The 24,698-nt window shown below is 60.3% G+C and carries 21 protein-coding genes; 13 read left to right on the top strand and 8 right to left on the bottom strand.

Translation table 11 applies throughout. The annotated features are described in order from the left end of the window. Window positions 1-21 precede the first annotated feature (21 nt). The 4 genes from I2C21_RS15485 (at window position 22) to I2C21_RS15470 (ending at window position 5,487) form a co-directional block, all read left to right on the top strand. Window positions 22-1,077 carry a S1C family serine protease gene (locus I2C21_RS15485; RefSeq protein WP_195279688.1) on the top strand — a complete coding sequence of 352 codons (1,056 nt, stop codon included), beginning with the start codon at window positions 22-24 and terminating at the stop codon, window positions 1,075-1,077. A 291-nt stretch (window positions 1,078-1,368) separates the two neighbouring features. Then, window positions 1,369-1,635 (top strand): 30S ribosomal protein S15, encoded by a 267-nt coding sequence (gene rpsO, locus I2C21_RS15480; protein ID WP_087263108.1) that lies wholly within the window; start codon window positions 1,369-1,371, stop codon window positions 1,633-1,635. 329 nt (window positions 1,636-1,964) lie between these two features. Further along, complete coding sequence (locus tag I2C21_RS15475) at window positions 1,965-4,115, top strand: polyribonucleotide nucleotidyltransferase (RefSeq protein WP_186964037.1); 2,151 nt, start codon at window positions 1,965-1,967, stop codon at window positions 4,113-4,115. A gap of 160 nt (window positions 4,116-4,275) precedes the next feature. Continuing rightward, on the top strand, window positions 4,276-5,487 hold the full coding sequence (locus I2C21_RS15470) for an NADP-dependent isocitrate dehydrogenase (protein WP_195279687.1): 1,212 nt from the start codon (window positions 4,276-4,278) through the stop codon (window positions 5,485-5,487). 66 nt (window positions 5,488-5,553) lie between these two features. Here the strand turns inward: I2C21_RS15470 and I2C21_RS15465 are convergent, their stop codons facing one another. Then, on the bottom strand, window positions 5,554-6,255 hold the full coding sequence (locus I2C21_RS15465; RefSeq protein WP_195279686.1) for a ferritin-like domain-containing protein: 702 nt from the start codon (window positions 6,253-6,255) through the stop codon (window positions 5,554-5,556). Window positions 6,256-6,676: 421 nt separating this feature from the next. Between I2C21_RS15465 and I2C21_RS15460 the strand changes: the two genes are divergently transcribed. Genes I2C21_RS15460 through I2C21_RS15450 form a run of 3 tightly spaced genes read left to right on the top strand, consistent with a single transcriptional unit; the run spans window position 6,677 to window position 8,788 of the window. Then, a complete protein-coding gene (locus I2C21_RS15460) occupies window positions 6,677-7,417 on the top strand; it encodes an ABC transporter ATP-binding protein (RefSeq protein ID WP_195279685.1) in 741 nt (246 codons plus the stop codon). Between the two features lie 2 nt (window positions 7,418-7,419). Then, window positions 7,420-8,340 (top strand): SufB/SufD family protein, encoded by a 921-nt coding sequence (locus I2C21_RS15455; RefSeq protein ID WP_101691089.1) that lies wholly within the window; start codon window positions 7,420-7,422, stop codon window positions 8,338-8,340. Beyond that, on the top strand, window positions 8,324-8,788 hold the full coding sequence (locus I2C21_RS15450; RefSeq protein ID WP_195279684.1) for a PaaI family thioesterase: 465 nt from the start codon (window positions 8,324-8,326) through the stop codon (window positions 8,786-8,788). Before I2C21_RS15455 ends, I2C21_RS15450 begins: the two co-directional genes overlap by 17 nt. 41 nt (window positions 8,789-8,829) lie before the next feature. Here the strand turns inward: I2C21_RS15450 and I2C21_RS15445 are convergent, their stop codons facing one another. After that, entirely contained in the window at window positions 8,830-9,084 is a 255-nt protein-coding gene (locus I2C21_RS15445) for a hypothetical protein (RefSeq protein ID WP_195279683.1), read from the bottom strand. Window positions 9,085-9,399: 315 nt separating this feature from the next. Here I2C21_RS15445 and I2C21_RS15440 point away from each other — a divergent pair, with 315 nt between their 5' ends. Then, the gene (locus I2C21_RS15440) at window positions 9,400-10,080 is read left to right on the top strand and encodes a YczE/YyaS/YitT family protein (RefSeq protein ID WP_186964034.1); all 681 of its coding nucleotides are present in this window, start codon (window positions 9,400-9,402) and stop codon (window positions 10,078-10,080) included. A 155-nt stretch (window positions 10,081-10,235) separates the two neighbouring features. Here I2C21_RS15440 and ygfK read toward each other — a convergent pair whose 3' ends face one another. Together ygfK and ssnA are read right to left on the bottom strand one after the other, a co-directional pair. After that, window positions 10,236-13,232: a putative selenate reductase subunit YgfK gene (ygfK, locus tag I2C21_RS15435; RefSeq protein WP_195279682.1), complete on the bottom strand. Its 2,997-nt coding sequence runs from the start codon at window positions 13,230-13,232 to the stop codon at window positions 10,236-10,238. 121 nt (window positions 13,233-13,353) lie between these two features. Then, window positions 13,354-14,694, bottom strand: coding sequence for a putative aminohydrolase SsnA (gene ssnA / locus I2C21_RS15430; RefSeq protein ID WP_101690958.1), 1,341 nt, complete (start codon window positions 14,692-14,694; stop codon window positions 13,354-13,356). Between the two features lie 83 nt (window positions 14,695-14,777). Here ssnA and I2C21_RS15425 point away from each other — a divergent pair, with 83 nt between their 5' ends. The 4 genes from I2C21_RS15425 to I2C21_RS15410 all read left to right on the top strand — a co-directional run bounded on the left by I2C21_RS15425 (window position 14,778) and on the right by I2C21_RS15410 (window position 18,281). Then, window positions 14,778-14,996 carry a hypothetical protein gene (locus I2C21_RS15425; protein WP_186964032.1) on the top strand — a complete coding sequence of 73 codons (219 nt, stop codon included), beginning with the start codon at window positions 14,778-14,780 and terminating at the stop codon, window positions 14,994-14,996. 176 nt (window positions 14,997-15,172) lie between these two features. Continuing rightward, complete coding sequence (locus I2C21_RS15420) at window positions 15,173-15,820, top strand: helix-turn-helix transcriptional regulator (protein WP_193538884.1); 648 nt, start codon at window positions 15,173-15,175, stop codon at window positions 15,818-15,820. 118 nt (window positions 15,821-15,938) lie between these two features. Next, the gene (locus I2C21_RS15415) at window positions 15,939-16,574 is read left to right on the top strand and encodes an HAD family hydrolase (protein ID WP_195279681.1); all 636 of its coding nucleotides are present in this window, start codon (window positions 15,939-15,941) and stop codon (window positions 16,572-16,574) included. Between the two features lie 93 nt (window positions 16,575-16,667). Then, the gene (locus I2C21_RS15410) at window positions 16,668-18,281 is read left to right on the top strand and encodes a peptide chain release factor 3 (RefSeq protein ID WP_186964031.1); all 1,614 of its coding nucleotides are present in this window, start codon (window positions 16,668-16,670) and stop codon (window positions 18,279-18,281) included. Between the two features lie 57 nt (window positions 18,282-18,338). Here I2C21_RS15410 and I2C21_RS15405 read toward each other — a convergent pair whose 3' ends face one another. The 4 genes from I2C21_RS15405 to I2C21_RS15390 form a co-directional block, all read right to left on the bottom strand. After that, complete coding sequence (locus tag I2C21_RS15405; protein WP_195279680.1) at window positions 18,339-19,010, bottom strand: YczE/YyaS/YitT family protein; 672 nt, start codon at window positions 19,008-19,010, stop codon at window positions 18,339-18,341. A gap of 94 nt (window positions 19,011-19,104) precedes the next feature. Next, on the bottom strand, window positions 19,105-19,593 hold the full coding sequence (locus I2C21_RS15400; protein ID WP_195279679.1) for a hypothetical protein: 489 nt from the start codon (window positions 19,591-19,593) through the stop codon (window positions 19,105-19,107). Window positions 19,594-19,815: 222 nt separating this feature from the next. After that, the gene (locus tag I2C21_RS15395; protein WP_101690964.1) at window positions 19,816-21,225 is read right to left on the bottom strand and encodes an amidohydrolase family protein; all 1,410 of its coding nucleotides are present in this window, start codon (window positions 21,223-21,225) and stop codon (window positions 19,816-19,818) included. 22 nt (window positions 21,226-21,247) lie between these two features. Then, window positions 21,248-22,621, bottom strand: a complete 1,374-nt coding sequence (locus tag I2C21_RS15390) for a uracil-xanthine permease family protein (RefSeq protein WP_286167323.1) — start codon at window positions 22,619-22,621, stop codon at window positions 21,248-21,250. Window positions 22,622-23,304: 683 nt separating this feature from the next. Here I2C21_RS15390 and mnmE point away from each other — a divergent pair. After that, window positions 23,305-24,684 (top strand): tRNA uridine-5-carboxymethylaminomethyl(34) synthesis GTPase MnmE, encoded by a 1,380-nt coding sequence (gene mnmE, locus I2C21_RS15385; RefSeq protein ID WP_195279677.1) that lies wholly within the window; start codon window positions 23,305-23,307, stop codon window positions 24,682-24,684. Window positions 24,685-24,698: the final 14 nt, after the last annotated feature.

Raw genomic sequence — 24,698 nt, 5'->3', positions numbered from 1 at the left:
AATGGAAAAGGAGTATGTCCTATGAAAAAAACAGATATCTCTATGGAAAATCCATCTCCCTTTACCCCAACTCCCATGCCGCAAATGGACCGGAGGGCAAAAAAGCCCGCACAGAAGGCCTGGCGGCGGCTGACCTCTCTGGTGCTGAGCGCCGCACTGTTTGGGGCGATCTCCGCCGGAAGTTTTTATGGTGTGGGGAAAATGCTCTCTCCGGAGAGCGAGGCGGAAGGCACCCTGAGCGCCGGGACTTCGGGGGAGATAGCCACCACTCTGGCCAGCACCTCCTACACTGCTGCCCGGTATGGCATGGATGTGTCGGACATCGCCTCTGCCGCATTGCCCAGCGTGGTGGCCATCACCAACATCTCCGTACAGGAGGTGCGCAGCTACTTTAACCGCTTTGGGCCCAACGGAGCGGGACAGACCCAGTTGGAGGAGACCACCAGCTGCGGCTCAGGAGTCATCATTGCCAACGACGGGACCTACCTCTACATGGTCACCAACCAGCATGTGGTGGCAAACGCCACCACCCTCTCAGTGAGCTTTGTGGATCACTCGGTCTATGAGGCCCAGCTGTGCGGGACTGACGAGGAGGCCGACCTTGCGGTGATCAAGGTGGCTGTTGCCGACCTGTCTTCGGATATGCTGTCCCAGATCGCGGTCATTTCCATCGGGGACTCGGATGAGCTGGAAGTAGGGGAACAGGTCGTGGCCATCGGGAATGCCCTGGGCTATGGCCAGTCGGTGACCACGGGCATTGTCAGCGCCCTGGACCGCAGCCTCACCAATGAGAGCGGCACCACCGCCTCCTATATTCAGACGGACGCCGCCATCAACCCGGGCAACAGCGGCGGCGCACTGCTCAATTTGGATGGGGAGCTCATCGGCATCAACACCGCCAAGCTCTCGGATACCGATGTGGAGGGCATGGGCTACGCCATCCCCATCTCGGATGTGGCGGAGCGGATTGCTGAGCTCATGACGCAAACCACGCAAGGAAATTCAACCAGCTCCAGCGCGGCCCAGCAGACCGGATGGGATAGGCCGGGCCGGTGGGAAACCTGGCCGAGCGCATAAGAAGCGGGGATAATGTTTTGCTCCGCCGACACCGGAGCGGGATCTGTATTTTAATTGGAAACAGCGTGTCGAGAGAAATTTTGTACTGAGATTCATCAAAAATGGTCTCTTTTGCTGGATTTATCTTTGATTTTTTTCTTTACACATGGAATAAACTATGATATAGTAGACAAGCACGCATTAGGTGCAGTCCCGTGACTTAGTCCAGGGAGTTTGCCCGCTTTGACGCGGGGGATTCACCCGCCCTGCACTCAGTTACCGGGAAGAATATCAGAAAGGTGGAATTTTCCCATGATCCGTAAGGACGAGAAGACGGCTGTTATCGAGGCCAACCGCACCCACGAGACCGATACTGGTTCCCCCGAGGTCCAGATCGCGATCCTGACTGCCCGCATCCAGGAGCTCACCGAGCATCTGAAGGTGCACATCCATGACAACCACAGCCGCCGCGGCCTGCTCAAGATGGTCGGTAAGCGCCGCAAGATGCTGGACTACCTGGCTGCCAAGGACATCGAGCGTTACCGTGCGATCATCGCCAAGCTCGGCATCCGCAAGTAAGAACCAAGCGTAACGCCGGAAGCGCGGAGCGTCCGGGAGCAGGTGCACAGGAGACCGCGCAGACGGAAAAACAGGTGCCGCCCCGGCGGCGCGGATTTTTCGCGGAGCGGTGCGCCGTGTGCCGCTGCGGAGGACGCGCAGCATGAGAAAATAGGGGTGGTGTGGGATTCCACACCACCCTTTTCTCCAATTATCATTTCACCGAACACGACACGCAGAGCCGGAACGCTTTTTTAGCAGTTGAATGCGGGACGAATGGGGATTCGCCTTGGATTCAAGTGCTAAAAGGCCGACGGGCTCTGCTGTGCCAGCGAAAAGGAGGACAACATATGTCTACTGTTATCAAGCACAGAGAATTCCCCGGCTTCAAGACCTATTCCATGGACCTGGCCGGCCGCCCCCTGGTCATCGAGATCGGCAAGGTGGCCGAGCTGGCCAACGCCGCCTGCATGGTCAAGTACGGCGAGACCACCGTCATGGTGGCCGTCACCGCCTCCGCCCGTCCCCGGGACGGCGTGGATTTCTTCCCCCTGAGCGTGGACTTTGAGGAGAAGCTCTACGCGGTGGGCCGCATCCCCGGCTCCTTCATGCGCCGGGAGGGCCGCCCCTCTCTGCCCGCCGTGCTGGCCTCCCGTCTCATCGACCGGCCCATCCGTCCCCTCTTCCCCTATGACTTCCGCAACGACGTGTGTGTCACCTGCACCGTCATGAGCGTGGACTATGACTGCTCCCCCGAGGTGGCCGCCATGATCGGCACCTCCGTGTGCCTCTCCTACTCCGACATTCCCTGGGCCGGCCCCATCGGCTGCCTGGAGGTGGGCTACTGCGACGGCCAGATCGTCTTCAACCCCACCCAGGAGCAGCGGGCTACCTCCCAGATGGACGTGACCGTGGCCGCCACCGACGGTAAGGTGGTCATGATCGAGGCCGGTGCCAAGGAGATCCCCGACGAGATCATGTACGAGGGCATCGTGAAGGCCCACGAGGAGATCCGTAAGCAGGTGGCCTTTATCAACGGCATCGTGGCCGAGATCGGCAAGCCCAAGATGGAGTATGAGCACGCGGACTTCGATCAGGAGCTCTTCGACAAGATCGTGGAGGCCACCATGGACGAGGCCAAGGCCGCCATGGACACCGACGACAAGAACGTCCGCGAGACCCGCTGGAATGCCCTCATCGATCACTGGCACGAGCTCTTCCTGGAGGACTATCCTGAGATGGACAAGTACCTGGAGGAGATCACCTACAAGTTCCAGAAGAAGATCGTCAAGGCCTGGCTCCTGGAGGGCCACCGTGTGGACGGCCGCGCCAAGAACGAGATCCGTCCCCTCTCCGCCGAGGTGGGCGTGCTGCCCCGTGTTCACGGCTCCGGCCTCTTCACCCGCGGTCAGACCCAGGTGCTCAGCGTCTGTACCTTGAACACCCTCTCCGCCGCCCAGAAGCTGGATACCATCTGGGAGGAGACCGAGAAGCGGTACATGCACCACTATAACTTCCCCTCCTACTCCGTGGGTGAGGCCCGCGGCGCCCGGTCCACCAACCGCCGTGAGTACGGCCACGGCGCCCTGGCCGAGCGTGCTCTGGAGCCCGTCATCCCCAGCGTGGAGGAGTTCCCCTATGCCATCCGCGTGGTGTCTGAGGTCCTCAGCTCCAACGGCTCCACCTCTCAGGGCTCCATCTGCGGCTCCACCCTGGCCCTCATGGACGCCGGTGTGCCCATCAAGGCCCCCGTGGCCGGCATCTCCTGCGGCCTGATCCAGGACGACAACGGCGGCTTCACCACCTTCATCGACATCCAGGGCGTGGAGGACTTCCACGGCGAGATGGACTTCAAGGTGGCCGGCACCAAGAAGGGCATCACCGCCATCCAGATGGACCTGAAGAACGACGGTCTCTCCCATGAGATCATCAAGGAAGCCCTGGAGATCACCAAGGACGCCCGCTTTGCCATCCTGGACGAGATCATGCTGCCCTGCATCGCCGAGCCTCGGCCCGAGGTGGCTCCCACCGCTCCCAAGATGGTGAAGATGAAGATCGACGTGGACAAGATCCGCGAGGTCATCGGCTCCGGTGGCAAGGTCATCCAGAAGATCTGTGCCGACACCGGCGCCAAGATCGACATCGAGGACGACGGCACCATCTACATTGCCGGCGAGAATGCCGAGAGCTGCGACGCCGCCAAGAAGATCATCGAGACCATCGTCTTTGTGCCCGAGGTGGGTCAGCTCTACTACGGCAAGGTGGTCCGCATCCTCCAGTTCGGCGCCTTCGTGGAACTGGCTCCCGGTAAGGACGGCATGGTCCACATTTCCAAGCTGGCCGACCGCCGGGTGGAGAAGGTGGAGGACGTGGTCAACATCGGCGATATGATCTGGGTCAAGGTCACCGATATCGACGAGAAGGGCCGTGTGAACCTCTCCTACAAGGACGCTCTGAAGGAGATCAAGGCCAAGCAGGCCGCCGGTGAGAGCGTGAAGTAAATTATGAACAGAACAGCCGCCCCGAAACCAAGGTTCCGGGGCGGCCGTTGCTTTGTTACATTAATATAGTAAATTGACATTGCAAAAGCAGGCCCACCCCAGTATAATAGACAGGAAACAGCAGAACATAGCGCGTACTGCGTTCGGAGGTGCATGTATTATGACAAAAATCCAGATGAGAACTCCCCTGGTGGAGATGGACGGCGACGAGATGACCCGCATCCTGTGGAAGGACATCAAGGACATCCTGCTCACCCCTTATATCGACCTGAAGACTGAATATTATGATCTGGGTCTTCCCGAGCGGGACCGGACGGGAGACCAGGTGACGGTGGACGCCGCCGAGGCCACCAAGAAGTACGGCGTGGCGGTGAAATGCGCCACCATCACCCCCAATGCCCAGCGCATGGAGGAGTATCAGCTCCATGAGATGTGGAAGTCCCCCAACGGCACCATCCGGGCCATTCTGGACGGCACCGTGTTCCGTGCCCCCATTATGGTCAAGGGGATCTCTCCGGTGGTGAAGAACTGGAAGAAGCCCATCACCATTGCCCGTCACGCCTACGGCGACGTGTACAAGTCCACCGAGTACCGGGTCCCCGGTCCCGGCCGGGCCGAGCTGGTTTTCCACGGGGAGGATGGGCAGGAGCTGTGCCAGACCATCTACGACTTTGAGTGCGCCGGCGTGCTCCAGGGGCAGTACAACAAGGACTCCTCCATCTACTCCTTTGCCCGGGCCTGCTTCCAGTACGCGGTGGACACCCGGCAGGATCTGTGGTTTGCCACCAAGGACACCATCTCCAAGAAGTATGACCACACCTTCAAGGATATTTTCCAGGAGGTCTATGAGAAGGAGTACCAGGAGCGCTTTGAGACCATGGGCCTGACCTACTTCTACACCCTCATTGATGACGCGGTGGCCCGTGTCATCCGCTCCGAGGGCGGCTATATCTGGGCCTGCAAGAACTACGACGGCGACGTGATGAGCGACATGGTCTCCACTGCCTTCGGTTCTCTGGCCATGATGACCTCGGTCCTGGTCTCTCCCGATGGGAAGTACGAGTACGAGGCCGCTCACGGCACCGTGACCCGCCACTACTACAAGTACCTCAAGGGGGAGAGCACCTCCACCAACCCGGTGGCCACCATCTTCGCCTGGACCGGCGCCCTGCGCAAGCGCGGAGAGCTGGACTGCCTGGTGGAGCTGCGGGAGTTTGCCGACCAGCTGGAGGCGGCCACCCTGGCCACCATCGAGGGGGGCACCATGACCAAGGACCTGGCCGGACTCTGGGAGGGGGAGACCCCTGCCAATGCGGTGGACAGCCGGGCCTTCCTAGAGGCCATCAAGGCGGAGCTGGACAAGCGGCGCTAAGAGCACAACAGAAAAAATCGGGCAGGCGCGGCCATTGGCCGCGCCTGCCCGCTGTTATGGGCGGACTCAGAGCTCCTCCACCAGCTCCCGCAGAAGCTGGGCGTGACGGGCCTCATCCCGGGCCAGCTCCTGGTAGAGGGCGCGCAGGGCGGGGTCGGAGCACTCCTCCGCAGCGGCCAGATAGGCCAGCGCTCCCCGCTGCTCGGCACAGAAGCACTGCCGCAAAGCCGCAGGCAGTGCACCCCGGGGCGTGGGCAGAGAGGCCTCGGAGGGAAAATACCGCACCCCAGAGATGAGAAAGTAGGCCGCCGAGAGGCGTTTTGCGTGGCGGCGTTCTTCCGCCGCCATAGCGGCCAGTACCCGGGCACACCCGCCGGGCGAGCGGCGGGAGAGGGAGAGGTAGGTCCGCCAGTCGGCGGCCTCCTGGTCGATGTACATCTGGAGCTGCTCCCCGTAGATGGCGGAACCCGATCCTAGAAGGGGGACATCCGGCTGCGTGGCGGGGGAGATGTGGGCCCTGGACGGGGGAGGAACCTCCCGGGGACAGGGCAGGGGAGTGGGGACTTCCGGGACAGCGGGGGTGGAGGAGCACATGTCTTCTCGCTCCTGGGGCGGGGCGGAGGGCGATTCCTCCGGCGGACGCCCCACCCGGATGGGACATCCGGCCTGCTCCAGCGGCATGACCCGGCCCCAGATCCGGGCAAAGTCCTGTTCGTTCCGGCCGTCCACAGTGGGCGGGCTGCCGGCGGGGGTTGGAACTTGCGTCATGGGAAATACCTCCCGTTTGTTTGGATTTCTCTCCATCCTATGTCCGAGGCGAAGAAATTGCCCCTGTTTTGGGTATCCTATAACGGGCTTTGGCGGGGGCAATCTTGTATAATGGGAGAAAGAATGCTATAATAATGCCTGCTGAATCAACCGCATAGCGGTTGATTCGTGCGGCTGCGCCGCACAATTCTTTTCCGAAAACTGCCAGCAGTTCTCGGAAAAGAAGGATCCATTGTTGCAATGCGTATTTCCATCCGGGCATACACGGCCCGGATGGAAGGCGCAGGGATAAAACCCTGCGCCCAAACAAAGCCATCGTGCCTTGTAAGCATGGGCTTTCAAGGCTTGTGGCTTTGTTTCTTACGTATTATAATACACCATTGAGAAAAGAATATCTCTGGATACAAGGAGTATCGGTATTATGCTGGAAATCAAAGGGCTGAAATACCAGGTGGCGGACGAGAGCGGCGAGTCCCTTGGTATTCTCAACGACGTATCCCTCGAGATCGAGGATCATAAACTGGTGGTCATCACCGGCCCCAACGGCGGCGGTAAGACCACGCTGGCCAAGGCAGTCATGGGCCTGGTGCAGCCCACGGGCGGTTCCATCCTCTGGAATGGCGTGGACATCACCGAAAAGAGCATCACCGAGCGGGCCCGCATGGGCATCAGCTACGGCTTTCAGCAGCCCCCTCGGTTCAAGGGCCTGCGGGTGAAGGATCTGCTCTGTCTGGCCTCCGGCCGGGAGAATCTGGCCACGGAGGAGGCCTGCCAGTACCTGACCAAGGTGGGTCTGTGTGCCCATGACTACATTGACCGGGAGGTGGACGCCTCCCTCTCCGGTGGCGAGGTCAAGCGCATTGAGATCGCCACCATTCTGGCCCGCAAGAGCGGTCTGATGATCTTTGACGAGCCGGAGGCCGGCATCGACCTGTGGTCCTTTGCCAAGCTGACCGAGACCTTCCAGGCCATCCATGCCCGGGGGGAGGCCACCCTTCTCATCATCTCCCACCAGGAGCGGATCATCAATCTGGCCGACGAGATCGTCATGATCGAGGACGGCCGCGTGGCCCAGCACGGGCCCAAGGAGGAGATCTTCCCCCTCATTCTGGAGCGGACCTCCGCCGGATGCACCTATCTCAGCCAGGAGGTGAACAAGTAATGATGGACAAGACCGACTGGAAGCTCCTCAAGGAGATCGCGGACCTGGAAAAGACCCCCCAGGGCGCCTACAACATCCGCGTCAACGGCCAGATGGACTCCCGTTCCACCACGGCCAACATCGACATTACCACCAAGACCGACGGAAAGTCGGGCATCGATATCCGGGTCAAGCCGGGCACCAAGAAGGAGTCGGTGCACATCCCCGTCATCATCCACGCCACCGGTTTCACCGAGCTGGTCTACAACGATTTCTTCATCGGCGAGGACTGCGACATCGACATCGTGGCGGGCTGCGGCATCCACAATACCGGCTGTGAGACCGCCCAGCACGACGGCCTGCACACCTTCTACATCGGAAAGAACTCCAAGGTGCGCTATGTGGAGCGCCACTACGGCGAGGGCGAGGGGACCGGCGAGCGGATCTTCAATCCCCAGACCGTGGTCTATCTGGAGGAGGGGGCCTCTATCCAGATGGAGACCACCCAGATCCGGGGCGTGGACTCCACCAAGCGGGACACCAAGATCGTAGTGGGGAAGAACGCCGAAGCGGTCATCACCGAAAAGCTCCTTACCCACGGCAGCCAGACCGCCGAGTCCGACATGGAGATCATCCTGGACGGAGAGGGGGCCAGCGGCCGGGTGATCTCCCGTTCCGTGGCACAGGAGGAGTCCAAGCAGATCTTCTACCCCAAGATGACGGGCAACAACAAGTGCTTTGGCCATGTGCAGTGTGACTCCATCATCATGGGGAATGCCCAGGTATCTTCTATCCCGGCCATCGTGGCCAACCATGTGGACGCGCAGCTGATCCACGAGGCTGCCATCGGCCGGATCGCCGGCGATCAGCTCCTCAAGCTGATGACGCTGGGCCTGACCGAGGAAGAGGCAGAGGAGAAAATTTTGGATGGATTCTTACAGTAACCTGCGGGCCCGTGCCAAGTGCAACCGCTTTGCCGAGCACAACGGCATCGAGCTTACCTTGATCGAGACCGACCATGTGGAGGGGGAGATCACTGTCACCGAGGCCCATCTCAACCCCATGGGGATGGTCCATGGCGGCTGTCTCGCCACTCTGGCCGACACGGTCACCGGTACGGCGGTGGCCACCCGGGGCCGGGTGGGCGTGACCATGGACTGCCGGATGGACTACCTCCGGCCGGCGGTCAACACGAAAAAGATCCGCTGCGTGGCCATTCCCCAGAAGATCGGGAAGACCATTACCCTCTATCGGGCGGAGCTCACCAACGACGAGGGCGCGCTGGTGGCGGTGGGGACCTTCAGCTTTTTCCTCACCGATAAACCCCTGCCCAACTTTGAAGAGCTGGTGGAGCGGGCCAAAGCATACGGACAGGCGCAGAAAAGCGAATAAAACCAGCGGGACCATTTCCACGGAAATGGTCCCGCTTTTTTCTAGGGGAGGGTGTCGTCTGTGGGAAGGGTACCGCTCTCCAGGGCGAGAAAGCGGAGCAGGGCCGCCAGGAGAGTGAGGAGCGAGGCAGCGCTCTCCAGCCCGGCGGCCCGCCGCTCCTCCGCAGGGGCGGAGCGCTGATTTTTCCAGGCCAGACAGAGAAAGAAGAGTCCGCCCCTCACCTCCAGCGCGGCACTCCCCCAGGAGAGGGGGAGGGAGTCGGTTTCCCGGGGGGGTGCGGCCCTCCAGCTGGGCATCCAGAGATTCCCGTTCCCAGAGTGCTGCCTGAAGGGCGAGCAGCAGAGAGAGGACGGCAAACAGCAGAAAGAGGATGGTACACGTTACATCCCGCTGCCCCTCCAAAAGGGAAGAACGTTCGGTTTCGATCCATACCGCCCCCTTTCTGTGCCATCTTATGCCGCAGAAGGCGGAAAGTGCAGACTGGAAAGCCTGAAAAATAAAATGCAATTCCAGACATATAAGAACGTGGAGGGGTTGCTTTTTCTGTCTAAATATGCTAAAATTTTATAAGTAATAAAAAATATTTTTTAGAAAAAGAGGGAGGGCGCATCATGCAGCGTCACACACTCGCCTGCCGGTACGGCATCTTTTTCGGAGGGGTGGTCCTGTCTGCCCTGGGCATTGCGCTCATCACCAAGGCGGGGCTGGGGACCAGTGCCATCTCCAGTCTGGCCTATGTCATGACCTTTGTGGTCCCGGGCGTCTCGCTGGGGACCTTTACGCTGCTGGTAAATCTGGCGGCGCTGGGAGCCCAGATCCTGCTGTTGAGACGGGAATTTCGGCCCATTCAGTTTCTCCAGCTGCCGGCTACCGTCATTTTCTCGGCGGGGATCGATCTCTGGACCTACCTGATGCGGGATTGGACCGTGGGCGCCTACCCCATGGGATGGATTCCCCTCCTGGCGGGCTGTGTGATCCTGGGCCTGGGCGTAGCGCTGGAGGTGCTGGGCGATGTGCTCTATCTGCCCTGCGAAGGGGTGGTCAAGGCCATCAGCTACAAGAGCCACGCCGAGTTTGGGACGATCAAGACCCTCTTTGATCTGAGCATGGTGCTCTCGGCCATTGTGGTATCGGTGCTCTGTCTGGGGCACATCAGCGGCCTGCGGGAGGGCACGATCGTAGCGGCGGCCACCGTAGGCGGCATCTCCCGCTTTTTCCGGGAGAAGCTTGGGAGCCTCCTGGACCGGACAACGGAGGAGACCGACCCGTCCGAGGTCTCCGTCCAAAGCTGAAAACAGAGGAAAGCTGCCGGTCTCCCGCGGGAGACCGGCAGCTTTATACATTGAACCGAATGGATAAACGAGAATCCCCGCCCGGCATGCGCTCCGGGTGGGGATTCTCGTTTGCAGAGTTGAGAAAGAAGAAAGGGGTTTTTATCGGAACACGCTTACTTCAGCAGATAGCTGTAATTGGCGTAGACCGCACAGATGAGCTTCCGCAGGTCCTCGTACAGGCCGCAGGAGGCGTCCTCCACGTGGTACTCCTTGACCTGGCCGCCCAGGCGTACCCGGGTCAGATCGCCCTCCAGACGGAGGAAGCCCTCGTTCTCGCTGTTGTTGAAGTCCTCCTCGCTCCAGAAGAGGGTGAACTTGTCCTTGTAGGGACGGGAGTCATAGGGGCAGAAGGTGGCGCAGTTGCCGCACTCGTTGCACATGCCGTCCACATGGATGATCTGGCGCATCCGCTTTCCGGGGACCCAGACGGCCACGTTGGCGCGGTTGGGGCAGACCTCAGTACAGGTCTCACAGACAGTGGCGCAGCCCAGGCAGCGGATCTCGTCGCAGCTCTTGCAGTCGTTGCAGAGGATGCCGCGCTTGGCCAGAGGAGCCTGGTAGTCGGCATTGACGTTCTTCTCCACATACTTCTCGGTGTCGAAGGCCTGGATCGCCTTGGCGGCCTTGGTGGCGCCGGCAATGGCCTCCACCACGGTGCCGGGGCCCTTCTGACCGTCGCCGATCACAAAGACGTTCTTGACGCTGGACTCCAGAGTCTCCGCGTTGACCACAGCCTTGCCGCGGTTATCCACAGCCAGTCCGTTGGCGGTGTAGAGAGCGGTGTCCACCTTCTCGCCCACGGCAGTGATGACGGTGCAGGCGGGGACCTCCACCACGCGGCCGGTATCCACGGGGGTGCGGCGGCCGGTCGCATCGGGAGCGCCCAGCTCCATCTCGTGGCAGGTGAGGAAGCCGTCCTTCACACCCACGGGAGCCAGCAGCTCACGGAACTCCACGCCGTCCTCCAGAGCCAGCTCCAGCTCCTCCTGATCGGCGGGCATATAGCGCTTGGTGCGGCGGTAGACCAGGGAGACCTTCTTAACGCCGGGGATGCGCTTGGCAGCCCGGGCGGCGTCCATGGCGGTGTTGCCGCCGCCGATGACCACTACGTTCTCGCCCAGCTGGAGGGACTCGGGGGCCTTCTTGGCCTTCTCCAGGAACTCGATGACGTTCATCTCCTCGCCGTACTCCAGACCGGCGCTGCCCTTGTTCCAGGCGCCGGTGGCGAAGATGACGTGGGTGTAGCCCTGATCAAAGAGCTCCTGCGCGCTCTTGACCTCGGTATTGAGGACCACCTTGGCACCCATGGCCTCCATGAGTTTCACATCGTTGTCGATGGCGGAGGCGGGGATACGGAAGGCGGGGATCACATGGCGCACGATGCCGCCCAGGGAATCCTTGCGCTCAAAGATGGTCACGTCCACGCCGGCGCGGCCCAGGAAGTAGGCGGCGGACATACCGGCCGGGCCGCCGCCGATGACGGCAACCTTCTTGCCGGAGACCGGCGCGCCCGCCTTCAGCTTGGGCAGCAGAGCGGAGAAGCCGCCCTCAGCCGCCTTGAGCTTCTGGGTACGGATGTACACGCTCTCCTCATAGGCGTTGCGCATGCACTTGTCCTGGCAGCGGTGCGAGCAGATGGTGCCGGTGATGAAGGGCAGAGCATTGCGGTGGGTGATGACCTCCAGGGCCTCCTCATACTTACCGGCGTTGACCAGCATCAGGTAAGCGGGAATATCCTGCTCGATGGGGCAGCCGTTGCGGCAGGGGGCGGTGAAGCAGTCGATGAGGGGGACCTTCTTGTCCAGCTTGCGGCTGGGCAGAGGTTTCATGGGCTTCTGGTAGTGGCAGTCGGCAAAGAGCTGAGCCAGCAGGGCGTCCAGCTTGGCCACATCCACGCCCTGGAAGGCGCCGTTTTCCTTGTCGTCAAACTGAGCGGCGATCTGGGCCAGACGGTTGTAGCCGCCCGACTTGAGCATGGTGGTAGCCATGGTGACAGGCCAGATGCCGCAGTCCACCAGGGCCTTGATGTTGTGGTAATCCGCGCCGCCGGAGTAGGAGATGCGCAGCTTGCCGTCGAACTCGTGGGAGAGCTTGCCAGCCAGAGACAGGGTCAGGGGGTACAGGGAGCGGCCGGACATGTACATCTCCTCGCTGGGCAGCTCGCCGGCGGCCACGTCCACGGGGAAGGTGTTGGTCAGCTTGACGCCGAACTCCAGACCCTTCTCGGCACACAGGGCCATCAGGCGGCGGAGCATGGGCACCGCGTCGCAGAACTGGAGATCCTCCAGGAAGTGATGGTCGTCAAACTGGATGTAGTCAAAGCCCAGGGAATCCAAGGTCTTGCGGGCAAACTCATAGCCCAGCAGGGTGGGGTTGCACTTGATGAAGGTATTGAAGCCCTTGTTCTGGATGAGATGGTTGGCGATGCGCTCGATCTCATCGGGGGGGCAGCCGTGCAGGGTGGAGATGGTGACAGACTCACTGATCCGGGGGGTGATGGCCTTCACATAGGCCTCGTCCACGTTCTGGAACCGGTCCAGATTGTTCAGGGCCCAGTCCATGCACTCCTTCCACACCTCGGTGTTGGAGGCATCCCGCATCTCATTGAGGTACTTGTCGATCTTCTCGGACTGGATACCGGCCAGATCGTAACCCACGCTCATGTTGAACACGAAGCCGTCAGGATCGCCCAGGCCGTACTCCTTGGCCAGCAACTTGCAGGCGAACCAAGCCTTCACATACTCGGCAAAGGCCTGGGGCACATAGAGCTCGGTGGACCACTCGCAGTTGTAGCACTCGTCCTCAGCGGTGATACAGGGCTTGGCCACACACTTGGACAGCTCGTCGCCGTCCATGATCTGGACGGTCTTGACCTCGAAGAAGCGGCTGCCGCCGGCATAGGCGGCGATCAGGTTCTGGGCCAGCTGGGTATGAGGACCGGCGGCCGGACCAAAGGGAGACTCAATCTTCTCCTGGAAGATGGGACGGGCCTGGCCGTCCTTGTGTTCGACGATCTTAGAGACGCCGAAGATAGTACCCTGGTCATGATGCTCGGTCAGGATCCAGTTCATCAGATGGGCAAAGGACATGGGACGCATAATATCGCTCATAAAGAAAACCTCCCGGCTTATTTCCGTATTTTCTCCAGACAAATAGGGACATCCCTCCGCGAAGCGGGGGCTTACCGCCCCGCGGAGGATCAAATATGTTTATTGCACGTGCAGACAGGACTTAGTAGGTGCAGTGATTGAGGGTGCCCCAGAGCTTCTTGGACTGCTCCATGCACCAGGCGTTGATCTTGTCCTCGTCGATGCCGACGAACTCGCGGTCCTTGTAGACCACCTTGCCGTTGATGATGGTGGTGCGGCAGTTCTTGCCCATCATGCCGAAGAGCATGTGGCCGTCGATGTTGGCGTCGGAGAAGGGGGTGAAGGGCTTGTAGTCCATGACGATCACGTCGGCCGCGGCACCCTCGGCCAGGATGCCCAGAGGCTTCTTGAAGTAGCGGGCGCCGATCTTGGCGTTGTTCTGGAAGAGCATGCCGGTGGCCTCACACCAGCCCACGTTGGGCTGGGCGGTGTTGTGGCGCTGCATGGGCAGCAGGACCTTCAGGCTCTCCAGCATGTCGTGGGTGTAGGCGTCGGTGCCCAGACCGATGAGGATGCCCTTCTGATACATCTGGAGGACCGGCGCGCAGCCCACGGCGTTGCCCATGTTGGACTCGGGGTTGTTGACCGCCATGGTGTTGGTCTCCTTGATGATGTCCATCTCGGCGGGAGAGACGTGGATGCAGTGGCCCAGCATGGTCTTCTCACCCAGAATGCCGTTGTAGAGCAGGCGGTTGACCGGGCGGCAGCCGTAGTTGCGCAGAGAGTCATACACGTCGTTCATGCCCTCGGCCACGTGGATGTGGAAGCCGGTCATGCCGTCGTTGGCCTTGACCATCTTCTCGAAGGTCTTGTCCGAGATGGTGAAGAGGGCGTGGCCGCCGAACATGGCCTTGATCATGTCGTCGTCCTGCTCCTTACACCACTTGGCAAAGTCGGCGTTCTCCTGGATGGCCTGGTCGCACTTCTCCATGCCGTCGCGCTCGCTGACCTCGTAGCAGAGGTTGGCACGGATGCCCACTTCCTGGCAAACATCCTTGATGGCGAAGAGGGAGCCGGGGATCTCACAGAAGGAGGCGTGATGGTCAAAGATGGTGGTCACACCGTCCCGGATGCAGTCCAGCACCGTGGCATAGGCGCAGGCGCGGGTGCCGTCCAGGGTCAGATTCCGGTCGATGTACCACCACTGGCCGTCCAGCACCTCAAAGAAATTGGTGGGGTTGAAGCCGTTGATGGACAGGCCGCGGGCCAGGCCGGAGTAGATGTGGGTGTGGGCGTTGATGAGGCCGGGCATGATCACGCCGCCCTTGGCGTCCACAAATTCAGCCTCGGGATACTTGGCTTTCAGGTCGGCAAAGGAGCCGATCTCCTTGATGACCTGGCCGTCGATCACGACAGCGCCATCCTCCACATAGGGGAGGGCTTCGTTGCGGGTGATGAGTTTACCGTTTCCCACTAGCAGCATATGGTTGTCCTCCTTATTTGTTCGGCGGGTCTGCACGAGATGCCCCTGTTCCCCTTTGCGCGGCGGAATAAAAAAGGACCCTCATGGAAATGAGCGTCCTGCCGGTTGCGGCCCATGACCAGCAATCGGATTCAGAAACACTCCTCCAGCCCGTGCGCGAAGCACTTCGTTGCAGCCACGACCAATATGATGACTTTTTAGTGGATTTGCACAGGCAAATCACTTTTTATACTCCAAGTCTAACACAGAGTGCACCGAAAATCAACCCTTTTTTAGAGTACCAGAAAATTTTTCAGGCATAACGATTTTTCTTGTAATTCTTCCATGATATGATACAATATTCTCAATGCATATGTGGCTTTTACGACCGATTCTGAGGCAGAGAAGGAGAGAATGGGGATAGAAGAGCCAAAAAAAGGTATATTTTCCGCAAAAAGGCGCTTGACTGCCGGCCTCTGGCGGAAGGAAGGAATGAATTATGCTCAACGCATCCATACTTCAGTTTTTGTTTCAGCTGGCCAAGGGAATTGCCCAGCAATTTGGCCCCAACTGTGAAGTGGTGGTCCACGATCTGATCTCCAATGATCCGGACAGCTCCATTGTGGCCATTGAAAACGGCCATGTGACCGGCCGGAAGGTGGGAGACGGCCCTTCCCATGTGGTGCTGGAGGCTCTGCGCAGCGAGCGGGCCAATCTGCAGGACCATCTGAGCTACCTGACCCGGACCAAGGATGGCAAGATCCTCAAGTCCAGTACCTTCTATATCCGGGATGACGATGGGAATGCCGTTGGCATTTTCGGCATCAACTACGACATTACCCTCATGCTGGCCATGGAGAACAGCCTCAAGCAGTTTACCTCCACCGAACAGGAGAACCAGGAGCCGGAGGAGATCTCCCGCAACGTCAGCGACCTGCTGGACGAGCTCATCGAGCAGAGCGTCCGGGTGGTGGGTAAGCCGGTGGCGCTGATGAACAAGGAGGACAAGGTCAAGGCCATCCAGTTCCTCAATAACTCGGGGGCCTTCCTCATCACCAAGAGCGGTGATAAAGTGTGCAAATTCTTCGGGATCTCCAAATATACGCTGTACAGCTACATCGACGAGGCCAAAGAGGCCGCCAACTGAGAGAAACAGAGACAAAAAGCCGGCGAAAGCCGGCTTTTTTGGCCCAATTATCACCTTGCCGTACCGGCCTGGACATGGTACACTAGACAGGTGATTTTTGCGGAAGGAGAGCAGTGCCATGCGAGAGACGGACGGCATTTTATTTGATCTGGACGGAACCCTCTGGGACGCCGTGGAGGGAATCTGCCAGGGCTGGAACGCCGGATTTCAGGAGTGTGGGCTGGAGCCTGTACTGACCGTGCCCCAGCTGCGCAGCTGCATGGGGCTGCTGATGGAGGACATCGCCGCCCGGATCCTGCCCCAGATCGAAGACGGGGCGCGGCGGATGGAGATCATGGAGGTATGCTACCGCCACCAGCTCCGCTATCTGGGGGAGCACGGCGGGAAGCTCTACCCCGGTGTGGCGGAGACGCTGGAGGAGCTGTCCGGGCGCGTTCCCCTCTTCATCGTGAGCAACTGCCAGGATGGCTATATCCAGTGCTTCTTGAAAGTCCACGGGTTGGAGAAGTATATCCGGGATTTTGAGTGCCCGGGCCGGACCGGACAGGCCAAGGCCGCGAACATCGCCCTGGTGGCGAGGCGCAACGGACTCTCCGCACCGGTCTATGTGGGGGATACCCAGGGGGACTGCGACGCCGCCCACGGGGCGGGCGTGCCCTTTTTCCATGCGGCCTATGGGTTTGGCAGCGTCGACCGGGCCGAGGGGCGCATTCAGTCCATCTCGGAGCTGACCGGTCTGCTCACGCCCCCCTGAAGGAATGAGACCGCCCGGCGGGGTCCCTTGTGACGAGGGCGGCATATGTGATAAAATAAAACGCTATTTTTGAAATGAAGGACGGTTTTTGCCTTGTCAAAATATGAATCGGAAATCAAGCGCCGGCGCACCTTTGCCATCATCAGCCACCCCGACGCCGGTAAGACGACCCTGACCGAAAAGTTCCTCCTCTACGGAGGGGCCATTGCCCAGGCCGGCCAAGTCAAGGGCAAGAAGAACACCCGTGCCGCCACCTCCGACTGGATGGAGATCGAGAAGCAGCGCGGCATCTCGGTGACCTCTTCGGTCATGCAGTTCCAGTATGACGGATACTGCATCAACATTCTGGACACCCCCGGCCACCAGGACTTCTCGGAGGATACCTACCGCACCCTGATGGCAGCCGACTCCGCGGTCATGGTCATCGACGCGGCCAAGGGCGTGGAGGCCCAGACCCGCAAGCTCTTCAAGGTCTGCGCCATGCGGGACATCCCCATCTTCACTTTTATCAACAAGATGGACCGGGAGGCCCGGGACTCCTTCGAGCTGCTGGAAGAGCTGGAGAAGGAGCTGGGCATCGAGACCTACCCCGTCAACTGGCCCATTGGCTGCGGCAAAGATTTTAAGGGTGTCTACGACCGGGGCAGCCGGAAGATCATCCACTTTACCAGCAACGGCGGTTCCAAGGCGGCCACGGCCACCGAGGTGGAGCTGGGGGATCCCAACCTGGACGGCCTGATCGGCTCCACCCTCCACCAGCAGCTGGTGGACGAGATCGAGCTGCTGGACGGCGCCGCCGCCGAGTTTGACCTGGACCGGGTGCGCCACGGCAAGCTCTCCCCGGTGTTCTTCGGCTCGGCCCTGACCAACTTCGGCGTGGAACCCTTCCTGGAGCACTTCCTCCAGATGACCACCGCGCCCCTGCCCCGGAAGGCGGGGGAGGAGATCATCGACTCCATGGACGACAATTTCTCCGCCTTTGTCTTTAAGATCCAGGCCAACATGAACAAGGCCCACCGGGACCGGATCGCCTTCATGCGCCTGGTCTCCGGCCGCTTTGACGCGGACAAGGAGGTCTACCATGTCCAGGGCGGGAAGAAGATCCGCCTCTCCCGTCCGCAGCAGCTGATGGCCGCCGAGCGGGAGATCATCGAGGAGGCCTATGCCGGAGACATCATCGGCGTGTTTGATCCCGGCATCTTCTCCATCGGCGACACCCTGTGCACTGCCGCCAAGAAGTTTAAGTTTGATCCCATCCCTACCTTCGCGCCCGAGCACTTCAAGCGGGTGCGCAGCCTGGACACCATGAAGCGCAAGCAGTTCCTCAAGGGCATGGAGCAGATCGCCCAGGAGGGCGCCATCCAGATCTTCAAGACCCCCTATTCCGGTATGGAGGAGGTCATCGTGGGCGTGGTGGGTACCCTTCAGTTCGACGTGCTGGAGTACCGCCTGAAAAACGAGTATAACGTGGACCTCTATATGGAGGGGCTGCCCTACGAGTATCTGCGCTGGATCGTCCGGGAGGATGAGGACGCCGAGCCGCTCAAGGAGGAGGATCTGATTCTGGGCACCGATACCAAGCTGGTGGAGGACTACAAGGGCAATCAGCTCCTGCTCTTCGGGTCCCAGTGGGCCATCCAGTGGACGGCCGACCGGAACAAAAACCTCACCCTGCGGGAGTTTGGCGGCAGTGCCGCCGATGCCTGATTCGGTTTGAAAAAGAGAACGCCCCGGCCTCTCAAGGGAGACCGGGGCGTTGTTGTATCATTGTGCGAGAGCGTCGCTCTGACAAAGGCGCTTTGTAAGCGGGGCCAGACGGCGGCAGAAGAAGCCGGAGATATGCCCCACGATGAGCGTTCCAATGATGGTGCCCTCCCGCAGTCCGGCCAGACGGCCCAGTCCTGCAAAGGAGGTCAGGATGGCCAGAACCAGGATGGTGTTGTCCACCACCAGCTCGGTGTGCCCGAAATCCCGGTGGAAGCGCTGACTCAGTGCCTTGACAAAGCCCTCGTAAGAGAGGATGAGTACATCGGCCACCACTTCCAGGGCCACGCCAAGGCCAAGCAGAACACAGCCGATCAGCAAGAGGAGCAGCCGCACCGGATAGGGCAGAGCGTCCGGGATAAAGAAATGCAGCACCCACATCCAGAGGTCAATGCAGTAAGAAAAGACAAAGTTGGCGGGCAGCTGAAGAAATTGGACCCGGCTGAATGCCCGGCCCAGCAGGGCGGCCTGCCCCAAAAAGAGCAGGATCTCAAAGATAAAATTGAAGGTACCAAAGGAGAGTGCGGGGAAAATCAGACTGCACACATAGGGCAGACCGGACACCGCACTGGTGCCCAGCCCGGCACGGGTGATGAGAGCAATTCCAAGGGCAGCAAAGATAACACCGGAGGTAAAAATGCCGTAACGCCGCACAAGTTCCGAACGGGACATAGGACAAGCTCCTCTCCTATTAGTACCATTATGCTACTATTATTATTTCGTTCATTATAGCATAGCAGACCATAGAAGACAAGGGCAGAGCGGGTCAGGAACTCAGCGGTAGAGCGGCCAGTTCCGGCTGAACCGGGGACGAGGTATCCAGGATATAGAGGTCGGAATCGGTGCGGGGAAGTCCGGGCAGCTCCATCTGGGCAGGGCCGTCGAACAGGGCGCAGGCGGTGCCCTGGGGTGCAAGGGTGATGGCCACGGGAGAGAAGTGGATTCCCTGGCTAAAGCAGAGCTCCCAGACCGGCAGGGTGACCACTGCGAAACGCCGCCGGTACTGCCAGCCCGGCTGATAGGCCAGCCGGATCTCCAGCGCCAGGAGATCTTCGGAATGTACACACAGGCCCAGGCGGCAGCGGTTTTCGGGCAGGTCGGTCTCTGCTGTGGAGAAGAGGAGGTTGCCGTGGCGGGTGTGGGCGGTCACATCCAGAATGGATACGTCCCAGACCTCGTCGGGCAGGATCCCCAGGCGCTGAAGACACAGGCCCTGTAAGGCGGCCAGGTCGGTAAATTCATAGATAAAACGCATCTACAGCACCTCCTGATTGCAAACTAGGAAAAGAGAAGACAATTACATGCTATTTTGTAACTCTTGGTGCTATTGTAACACAGCGCGGTTACAGGAATGGTTACATTTTTGATTATAGTGGCACAAAAATAAAATATTTTGAAATGAGCAAAAAAGAAAACATCCGCTCCGGAGTTCCGGAGCGGATGTTTTTGTGTGATAGAAAGGAAATACAGGAGCCAATTAGCCGAAGCTGCGGTTCCATTTGTGACCCTCGCGGCGGTTGGTGATGTGGCCGCGCTCGCACAGGTCCTCGGCGCACTTCTGCACCTTGCGGTAGATCTCTTTCTCGTCCTTGACGGTGGTGATGACGCCGTTCTCCATGACCACCTTGCCGTCTACCATGGCGCCCACGATGTTCTTCATAGAGGCAGAGTAGACGAGCGTGGACACGGGGTTGTGCATGGGGATGGCCTTGGGGCACTCCAGCGGATCGAAGATGACGAGGTCCGCCTTCTTGCCGGCCTCCAGGGAGCCGATCTCGTCCTCCATGCCCAGAGCGCGGGCGCCGTCGATGGTGGCCATCTCCAGCACCTTCTCGGCGGTCATGGCCAGGGGATCCCGGGTGGCGACCTTGTGCTGGAGGGCGGTGAACTTCATGAGCTCCACCATGTCCTGGGCGTTGTTGGAGGCAGCGCCGTCCACGCCCAGGGAGACCGTGATGCCGTTGCGGAGCATCTTGGGCACATCGGCCACGCCGGAGGAGAGGTACTGGTTGGAGCAGACGTTGTGGGACACCTTCATGTCGTACTTCTTGGCCATGGCGATGTCCTTGTCGGTGAGGTAGCAGCAGTGGACCATCAGCACGTTGGGGCCCACGATGCCCAGGTCCTCCAGGACCTCGGCGTCAGGCAGACCATGCAGCTCCTGAGCAGCGTCGCGGTCGAAGGGAGTCTCGGAGATGTGAACGGTAAAGCCGGACTTGTACTCGTTGGTCACGCGCCAGAGCATCTGCAGCAGGTCCTTGGAGTTGGACCAGATGGCAGCGGGAGCCACCCAGATCTTGATGCGGCCGTCCTCGCTGTTGTGATAGGTCTCAAAGAGGCGGCGCAGGTCCTTCTCAATGGTGTCCACATCCTGCATGATGCCGGGATGAACGCCGAACTGCTTGCCGGTATTCATGCAGCCACGGCCCAGGATGCCGCGGATGCCCAGCTCCTTCATGGCGTCGATGACGCCGTCGGAGAGTTCTCCGGTGGGATGGGGATACATATAATCCAGCATGGTGGTGATACCGCTGTGCAGACCCTCCATGCAGCCCAGCATGGCGGCCAGGTAGCAGTCATTGCGGGTCAGGTTGGTGGCAGCGGGGAAGGTCATGGTCTCCAGCCAGTCCTTGAGCACCATGTCATCGCCCAGACCCTTGAGCAGGGTCTGGAAGAGGTGGTTATGGGTGTTGACAAAGCCGGGGAAGACGATCTTGCCGTCCAGGTCGGTGACCTTGGCGGCGTCGGTGTACTTGGCTTCCAGAGCGTCGCTGGGGCCGACCTCCACGATGCGGTTGCCCTGGATGGCCACAGCACCGTGGAAAAAGACCTCACGGTCGGGATTGACGGTGACAATGATTCCGTTTTTCAGCAGATGGTCGATCATAGTAGTTGCGCTCCTTTCCAAATCAGTCGGCGGAAGCTTCCGCGTCCAGATCCTCCTGCGTCTTGGGCAGGACGATATTCAGCACGATGGCAGTCAGGGCCACCAGAATGATGCTGGACTCACCGAAGAACATCTGCACATAGCCGCCCACCAGATCCAGGGTGTCCTTGGCAAAGGAGATACCCAGGCCCAGAGTGATGGAGATGCCGCAGATGAGCATGGAACGGCTGGTAAAGCGGCTCTTGGCCACCAGGCTCATGCCGCTCATGGCGATCATGGAGAAGACCACGATGGTAGCGCCGCCCACCACGCAGTTGGGGATGGTGGAGAGAAGGCCGGCCAGCTTGGGGCAGAAGGCGGCCACAATGAGGGTCAGGGCGCCGGTGCCCATGACCCAGCGGGAGCAGACCTTGGTCATGGCCACGATGCCGGAGCACTGGCTGTAAGAGCCGGTGGCAAAGCAGTTGAAGACAGAGGCGAACATGCAGGCGAAGGCATTGCCCAGGATACCGCCGGAGAGCTCCTCGTCCTTGGGCTGACGGCCCAGGCCGCCGGTGGCGGACACGGTCATATCGCCCACCATCTCCACGGCGTTGATGAAGTAGAGCAGAATAAAGACCAGGATGAACTCGGGCTTGAAGACCAGAGCGGGGCCGCCGTCGCCGAAGGCCAGGGGACGGGGAATGTCAAACCACTTGGCGGAGGCGATGTTGCTGAAGTCCACATAGCCGGTCACCGCGGCCACCACATAGCCAACCACGATGCCGATGAGCACGGCCGCGGCACTGACCATGCCCTTGCCGAAGGCGGAGCAGGCCACGATCACCACGATGACCAGGCCGCCGATCAGCCAGTTATGAAGCTGTCCCATGGTGGGATCTCCCTGACCGCCGGCCAGGTTGTAGGCGGCGATGGAGAAGCAGGAGATACCGATGGAGACGATTATAGTACCCGTCACGATGGGCGGGAAGAATTTACGAATGTAAGGCAGCACAAATGCTACAAAGACCGAGGACAGGGCCGCCACCAGCTGGGCACCGAACAAAACGGGGAGTCCCAGCTCTTCGTTGGTCGCCACGGCCAAACAGATGGGCAGGAAGGTATAGGTGAGGCCCAGCATAATGGGAAGGCCGGAACCGATGCGGATCTTGCCCAGACGGATGGGGAAAGCCTGGATCAGCGTAGCCACGCCTGCGCCCAGAACAGAGCACTGGATGAGCAGGGTGGAATAGTAGCTGTCCATATTGGCGGCGCTGGCCACCAGGATCATGGGAACGATGTTGCCCACGAACATAGCCAGCAGCTGCTGGAAGCCAAGGGGAAAGGCCTGAAGGAACGGCGGTCTGCCGTCCAACTCATAGATGGCATTGCTTTTTGCGCTTTTGAACTGTTTCAACGTTGTATGTCCCTCCACAGGATGTCCACGGGAAGGGGCGTTCCCTTCCATTTCATCTCATCTCGTTGCGGACGAAGCGGCACTGTCGGGGGAACTCGGTGGGTGCCGCCTGCCTGTCGGCTGGTCATAAAAAGTACCGCCGTCCCCCAGGGGACGCCGGCTGAGCCGTTTCGGTATACAGGCTTGAGGGTGGAATAAGACGAGAAAAGAATTCCGGCCCTCCCGCGCATTCACTGCAAGCGCGGCCGAATTGCCTTCACCTCCTTATCTAGAGAGATTATATAACACTTTATAAGAGTAGTCCATACCTTTTTGTAAAAACCGACTGTCAAAAAAGGGTGAAAATAATTTTTCTTTGGAGCCCACTATGCAAAATGATATACAGGATATGTGGATTGGAAGAAAAAGGCTATCCTTGTGAGAGTAAGTTTTCCACATTATCCACATAGTTATCCACAAGGTGGTGGACAAGTTATGTGGATGCATTATTCAAAATATTGTTTACATAACGCAAAATATAACGAAAAAAGACAGCAGAATATCCAAAGGAAAAGGGGCGGGACTTGTCCCCCTCCGGGGAACCGTGCTAGAATAAACAGCGACAAGGCACCGCCCGCTGTGAAGGCGGTGTATTCTGCATGAAAACCGGCGCACCATGGAGCGCCGGCCGATGAGGTGAGACCATGAGGGATACCATTGCCGCCATTGCTACGGGGCCGGTCCGCTCGGCGGTGGGAATCATACGCCTGTCTGGGCCGGAGGCCATTGCGGCGGCCGCCGCCGTCTTTCGGGCGACAAGCGGCCGGAGCCTGACCGAGTATGAAAATCGCCGCCTGGTACTGGGCGCTCTGCTGGACCGGGCGGGAAACCCGGTGGACCAGGTGCTGGCCACGGTGTCCCGGGCGCCGGAGAGCTATACGGGGGAGGATACGGTGGAATTGCAGTGCCATGGATCCCCGGCAGTGCTGACGCTGGGGCTGGAGGCCCTGTTTGCCCAGGGCGTGCGCCAGGCAAGGCCGGGCGAATTTACCCGCCGGGCCTTCCTGAATGGAAAGCTGGACCTGACCCAGGCCGAGGCCGTGGCCGACCTGATCGACGCGGAGACCCAGGCGGCGGCCCGGATCGCGGGGGGACAGCTTTCAGGTGCCCTCAGCCGCCGGATTGGGGCGGTCTATGACGCGCTGGTGGACGTGAGCGCCCATTTCCACGCGGTGCTGGACTACCCGGATGAGGACATCGATGCCTTTGGGGCGGAGACCCTGGACCGCGCGCTGGAAGGGGCGGAGCGGGATCTCTCCGCCCTGCTGGATACCTACCGCCGGGGCAAGCTGCTGGTAGGGGGGATCCCCTGTGCCATCGTGGGGCAGCCGAACGCGGGAAAGTCCTCTCTGCTCAACGCCCTGCTGGGCTATGAACGGGCCATCGTCACCGATATCCCGGGCACCACCCGGGATACGGTCGAGGAAAAGTGCACGCTGGGCGGGCGGCTGCTGCGTCTCATCGACACTGCGGGCATCCGGGAGACCGGAGACGCGGTGGAGCGCATCGGCGTGGAGCGCAGCCGCCGGGCGCTGGCCGGTGCGGAACTGGCTCTGGTGCTGGTGGATCTGACCCGGCCCCTGGATGAGGTGGACAAGGACCTCTTCCGGGAGGCGGTGGAGCGGGCCGGACAGGTGATCCTGGTGGGCACCAAGGCCGATCTGCCCCAGGCCCATCCCCTTTCGTTGCCCTGGAGTGCGGAGAAGCCGGTACCGGTGGTCTCTCTGAGCAGCCGTACGGGAGAGGGTCTTCCGGCCCTGGAAGAGGCCATCGCCGCCTGCTTCCCCTCGGAGGGAGGGGAAGAGCGGGGCGAGATGCTCACTAACGCCCGGCAGGCGGGCGCCGCCAGGCGGGCCCTGGAGCAGGTCCGCGCTGCCCGGGAGAGCCTTGCCTTAGGTATGACGCCCGACGCGGTGCTGGTGGATGTGGAAGGGGCCATGGAGGCTCTGGGAGAACTCACCGGACGGACGCTCCGGGAGGATGTGACGGCGCGGATCTTTGAGCGGTTCTGTGTGGGAAAATAAGAGTATGACAGGAG

The sequence above is a fragment of the Clostridium sp. J1101437_171009_A5 genome, assembly GCF_015547905.1.
Classification (GTDB): Bacteria; Bacillota; Clostridia; order Oscillospirales; family Oscillospiraceae; genus Pseudoflavonifractor_A; species Pseudoflavonifractor_A gallinarum.
Note: the sequence above shows the minus strand (reverse complement) of the source record. Positions and strands in the feature narration are given on the sequence as shown.

Coding starts and splice junctions, on each gene's coding strand:
- I2C21_RS15445 (WP_195279683.1), bottom strand. CDS start 9,084: ATGCCCAGCTGGAGGGCCGCACCCCCCCGGGAAACCGACTCCCTCCCC.
- I2C21_RS15465 (WP_195279686.1), bottom strand. CDS start 6,255: ATGACGCAAGTTCCAACCCCCGCCGGCAGCCCGCCCACTGTGGACGGC.
- I2C21_RS15455 (WP_101691089.1), top strand. CDS start 7,420: ATGGACAAGACCGACTGGAAGCTCCTCAAGGAGATCGCGGACCTGGAA.
- I2C21_RS15460 (WP_195279685.1), top strand. CDS start 6,677: ATGCTGGAAATCAAAGGGCTGAAATACCAGGTGGCGGACGAGAGCGGC.
- I2C21_RS15415 (WP_195279681.1), top strand. CDS start 15,939: ATGCGAGAGACGGACGGCATTTTATTTGATCTGGACGGAACCCTCTGG.
- I2C21_RS15450 (WP_195279684.1), top strand. CDS start 8,324: ATGGATTCTTACAGTAACCTGCGGGCCCGTGCCAAGTGCAACCGCTTT.
- ssnA (WP_101690958.1), bottom strand. CDS start 14,694: ATGCTGCTAGTGGGAAACGGTAAACTCATCACCCGCAACGAAGCCCTC.
- I2C21_RS15425 (WP_186964032.1), top strand. CDS start 14,778: ATGGAAATGAGCGTCCTGCCGGTTGCGGCCCATGACCAGCAATCGGAT.
- I2C21_RS15440 (WP_186964034.1), top strand. CDS start 9,400: ATGCAGCGTCACACACTCGCCTGCCGGTACGGCATCTTTTTCGGAGGG.
- I2C21_RS15395 (WP_101690964.1), bottom strand. CDS start 21,225: ATGATCGACCATCTGCTGAAAAACGGAATCATTGTCACCGTCAATCCC.
- I2C21_RS15405 (WP_195279680.1), bottom strand. CDS start 19,010: ATGTCCCGTTCGGAACTTGTGCGGCGTTACGGCATTTTTACCTCCGGT.
- ygfK (WP_195279682.1), bottom strand. CDS start 13,232: ATGAGCGATATTATGCGTCCCATGTCCTTTGCCCATCTGATGAACTGG.
- I2C21_RS15420 (WP_193538884.1), top strand. CDS start 15,173: ATGCTCAACGCATCCATACTTCAGTTTTTGTTTCAGCTGGCCAAGGGA.
- I2C21_RS15485 (WP_195279688.1), top strand. CDS start 22: ATGAAAAAAACAGATATCTCTATGGAAAATCCATCTCCCTTTACCCCA.
- I2C21_RS15400 (WP_195279679.1), bottom strand. CDS start 19,593: ATGCGTTTTATCTATGAATTTACCGACCTGGCCGCCTTACAGGGCCTG.
- I2C21_RS15475 (WP_186964037.1), top strand. CDS start 1,965: ATGTCTACTGTTATCAAGCACAGAGAATTCCCCGGCTTCAAGACCTAT.
- mnmE (WP_195279677.1), top strand. CDS start 23,305: ATGAGGGATACCATTGCCGCCATTGCTACGGGGCCGGTCCGCTCGGCG.
- I2C21_RS15470 (WP_195279687.1), top strand. CDS start 4,276: ATGACAAAAATCCAGATGAGAACTCCCCTGGTGGAGATGGACGGCGAC.
- rpsO (WP_087263108.1), top strand. CDS start 1,369: ATGATCCGTAAGGACGAGAAGACGGCTGTTATCGAGGCCAACCGCACC.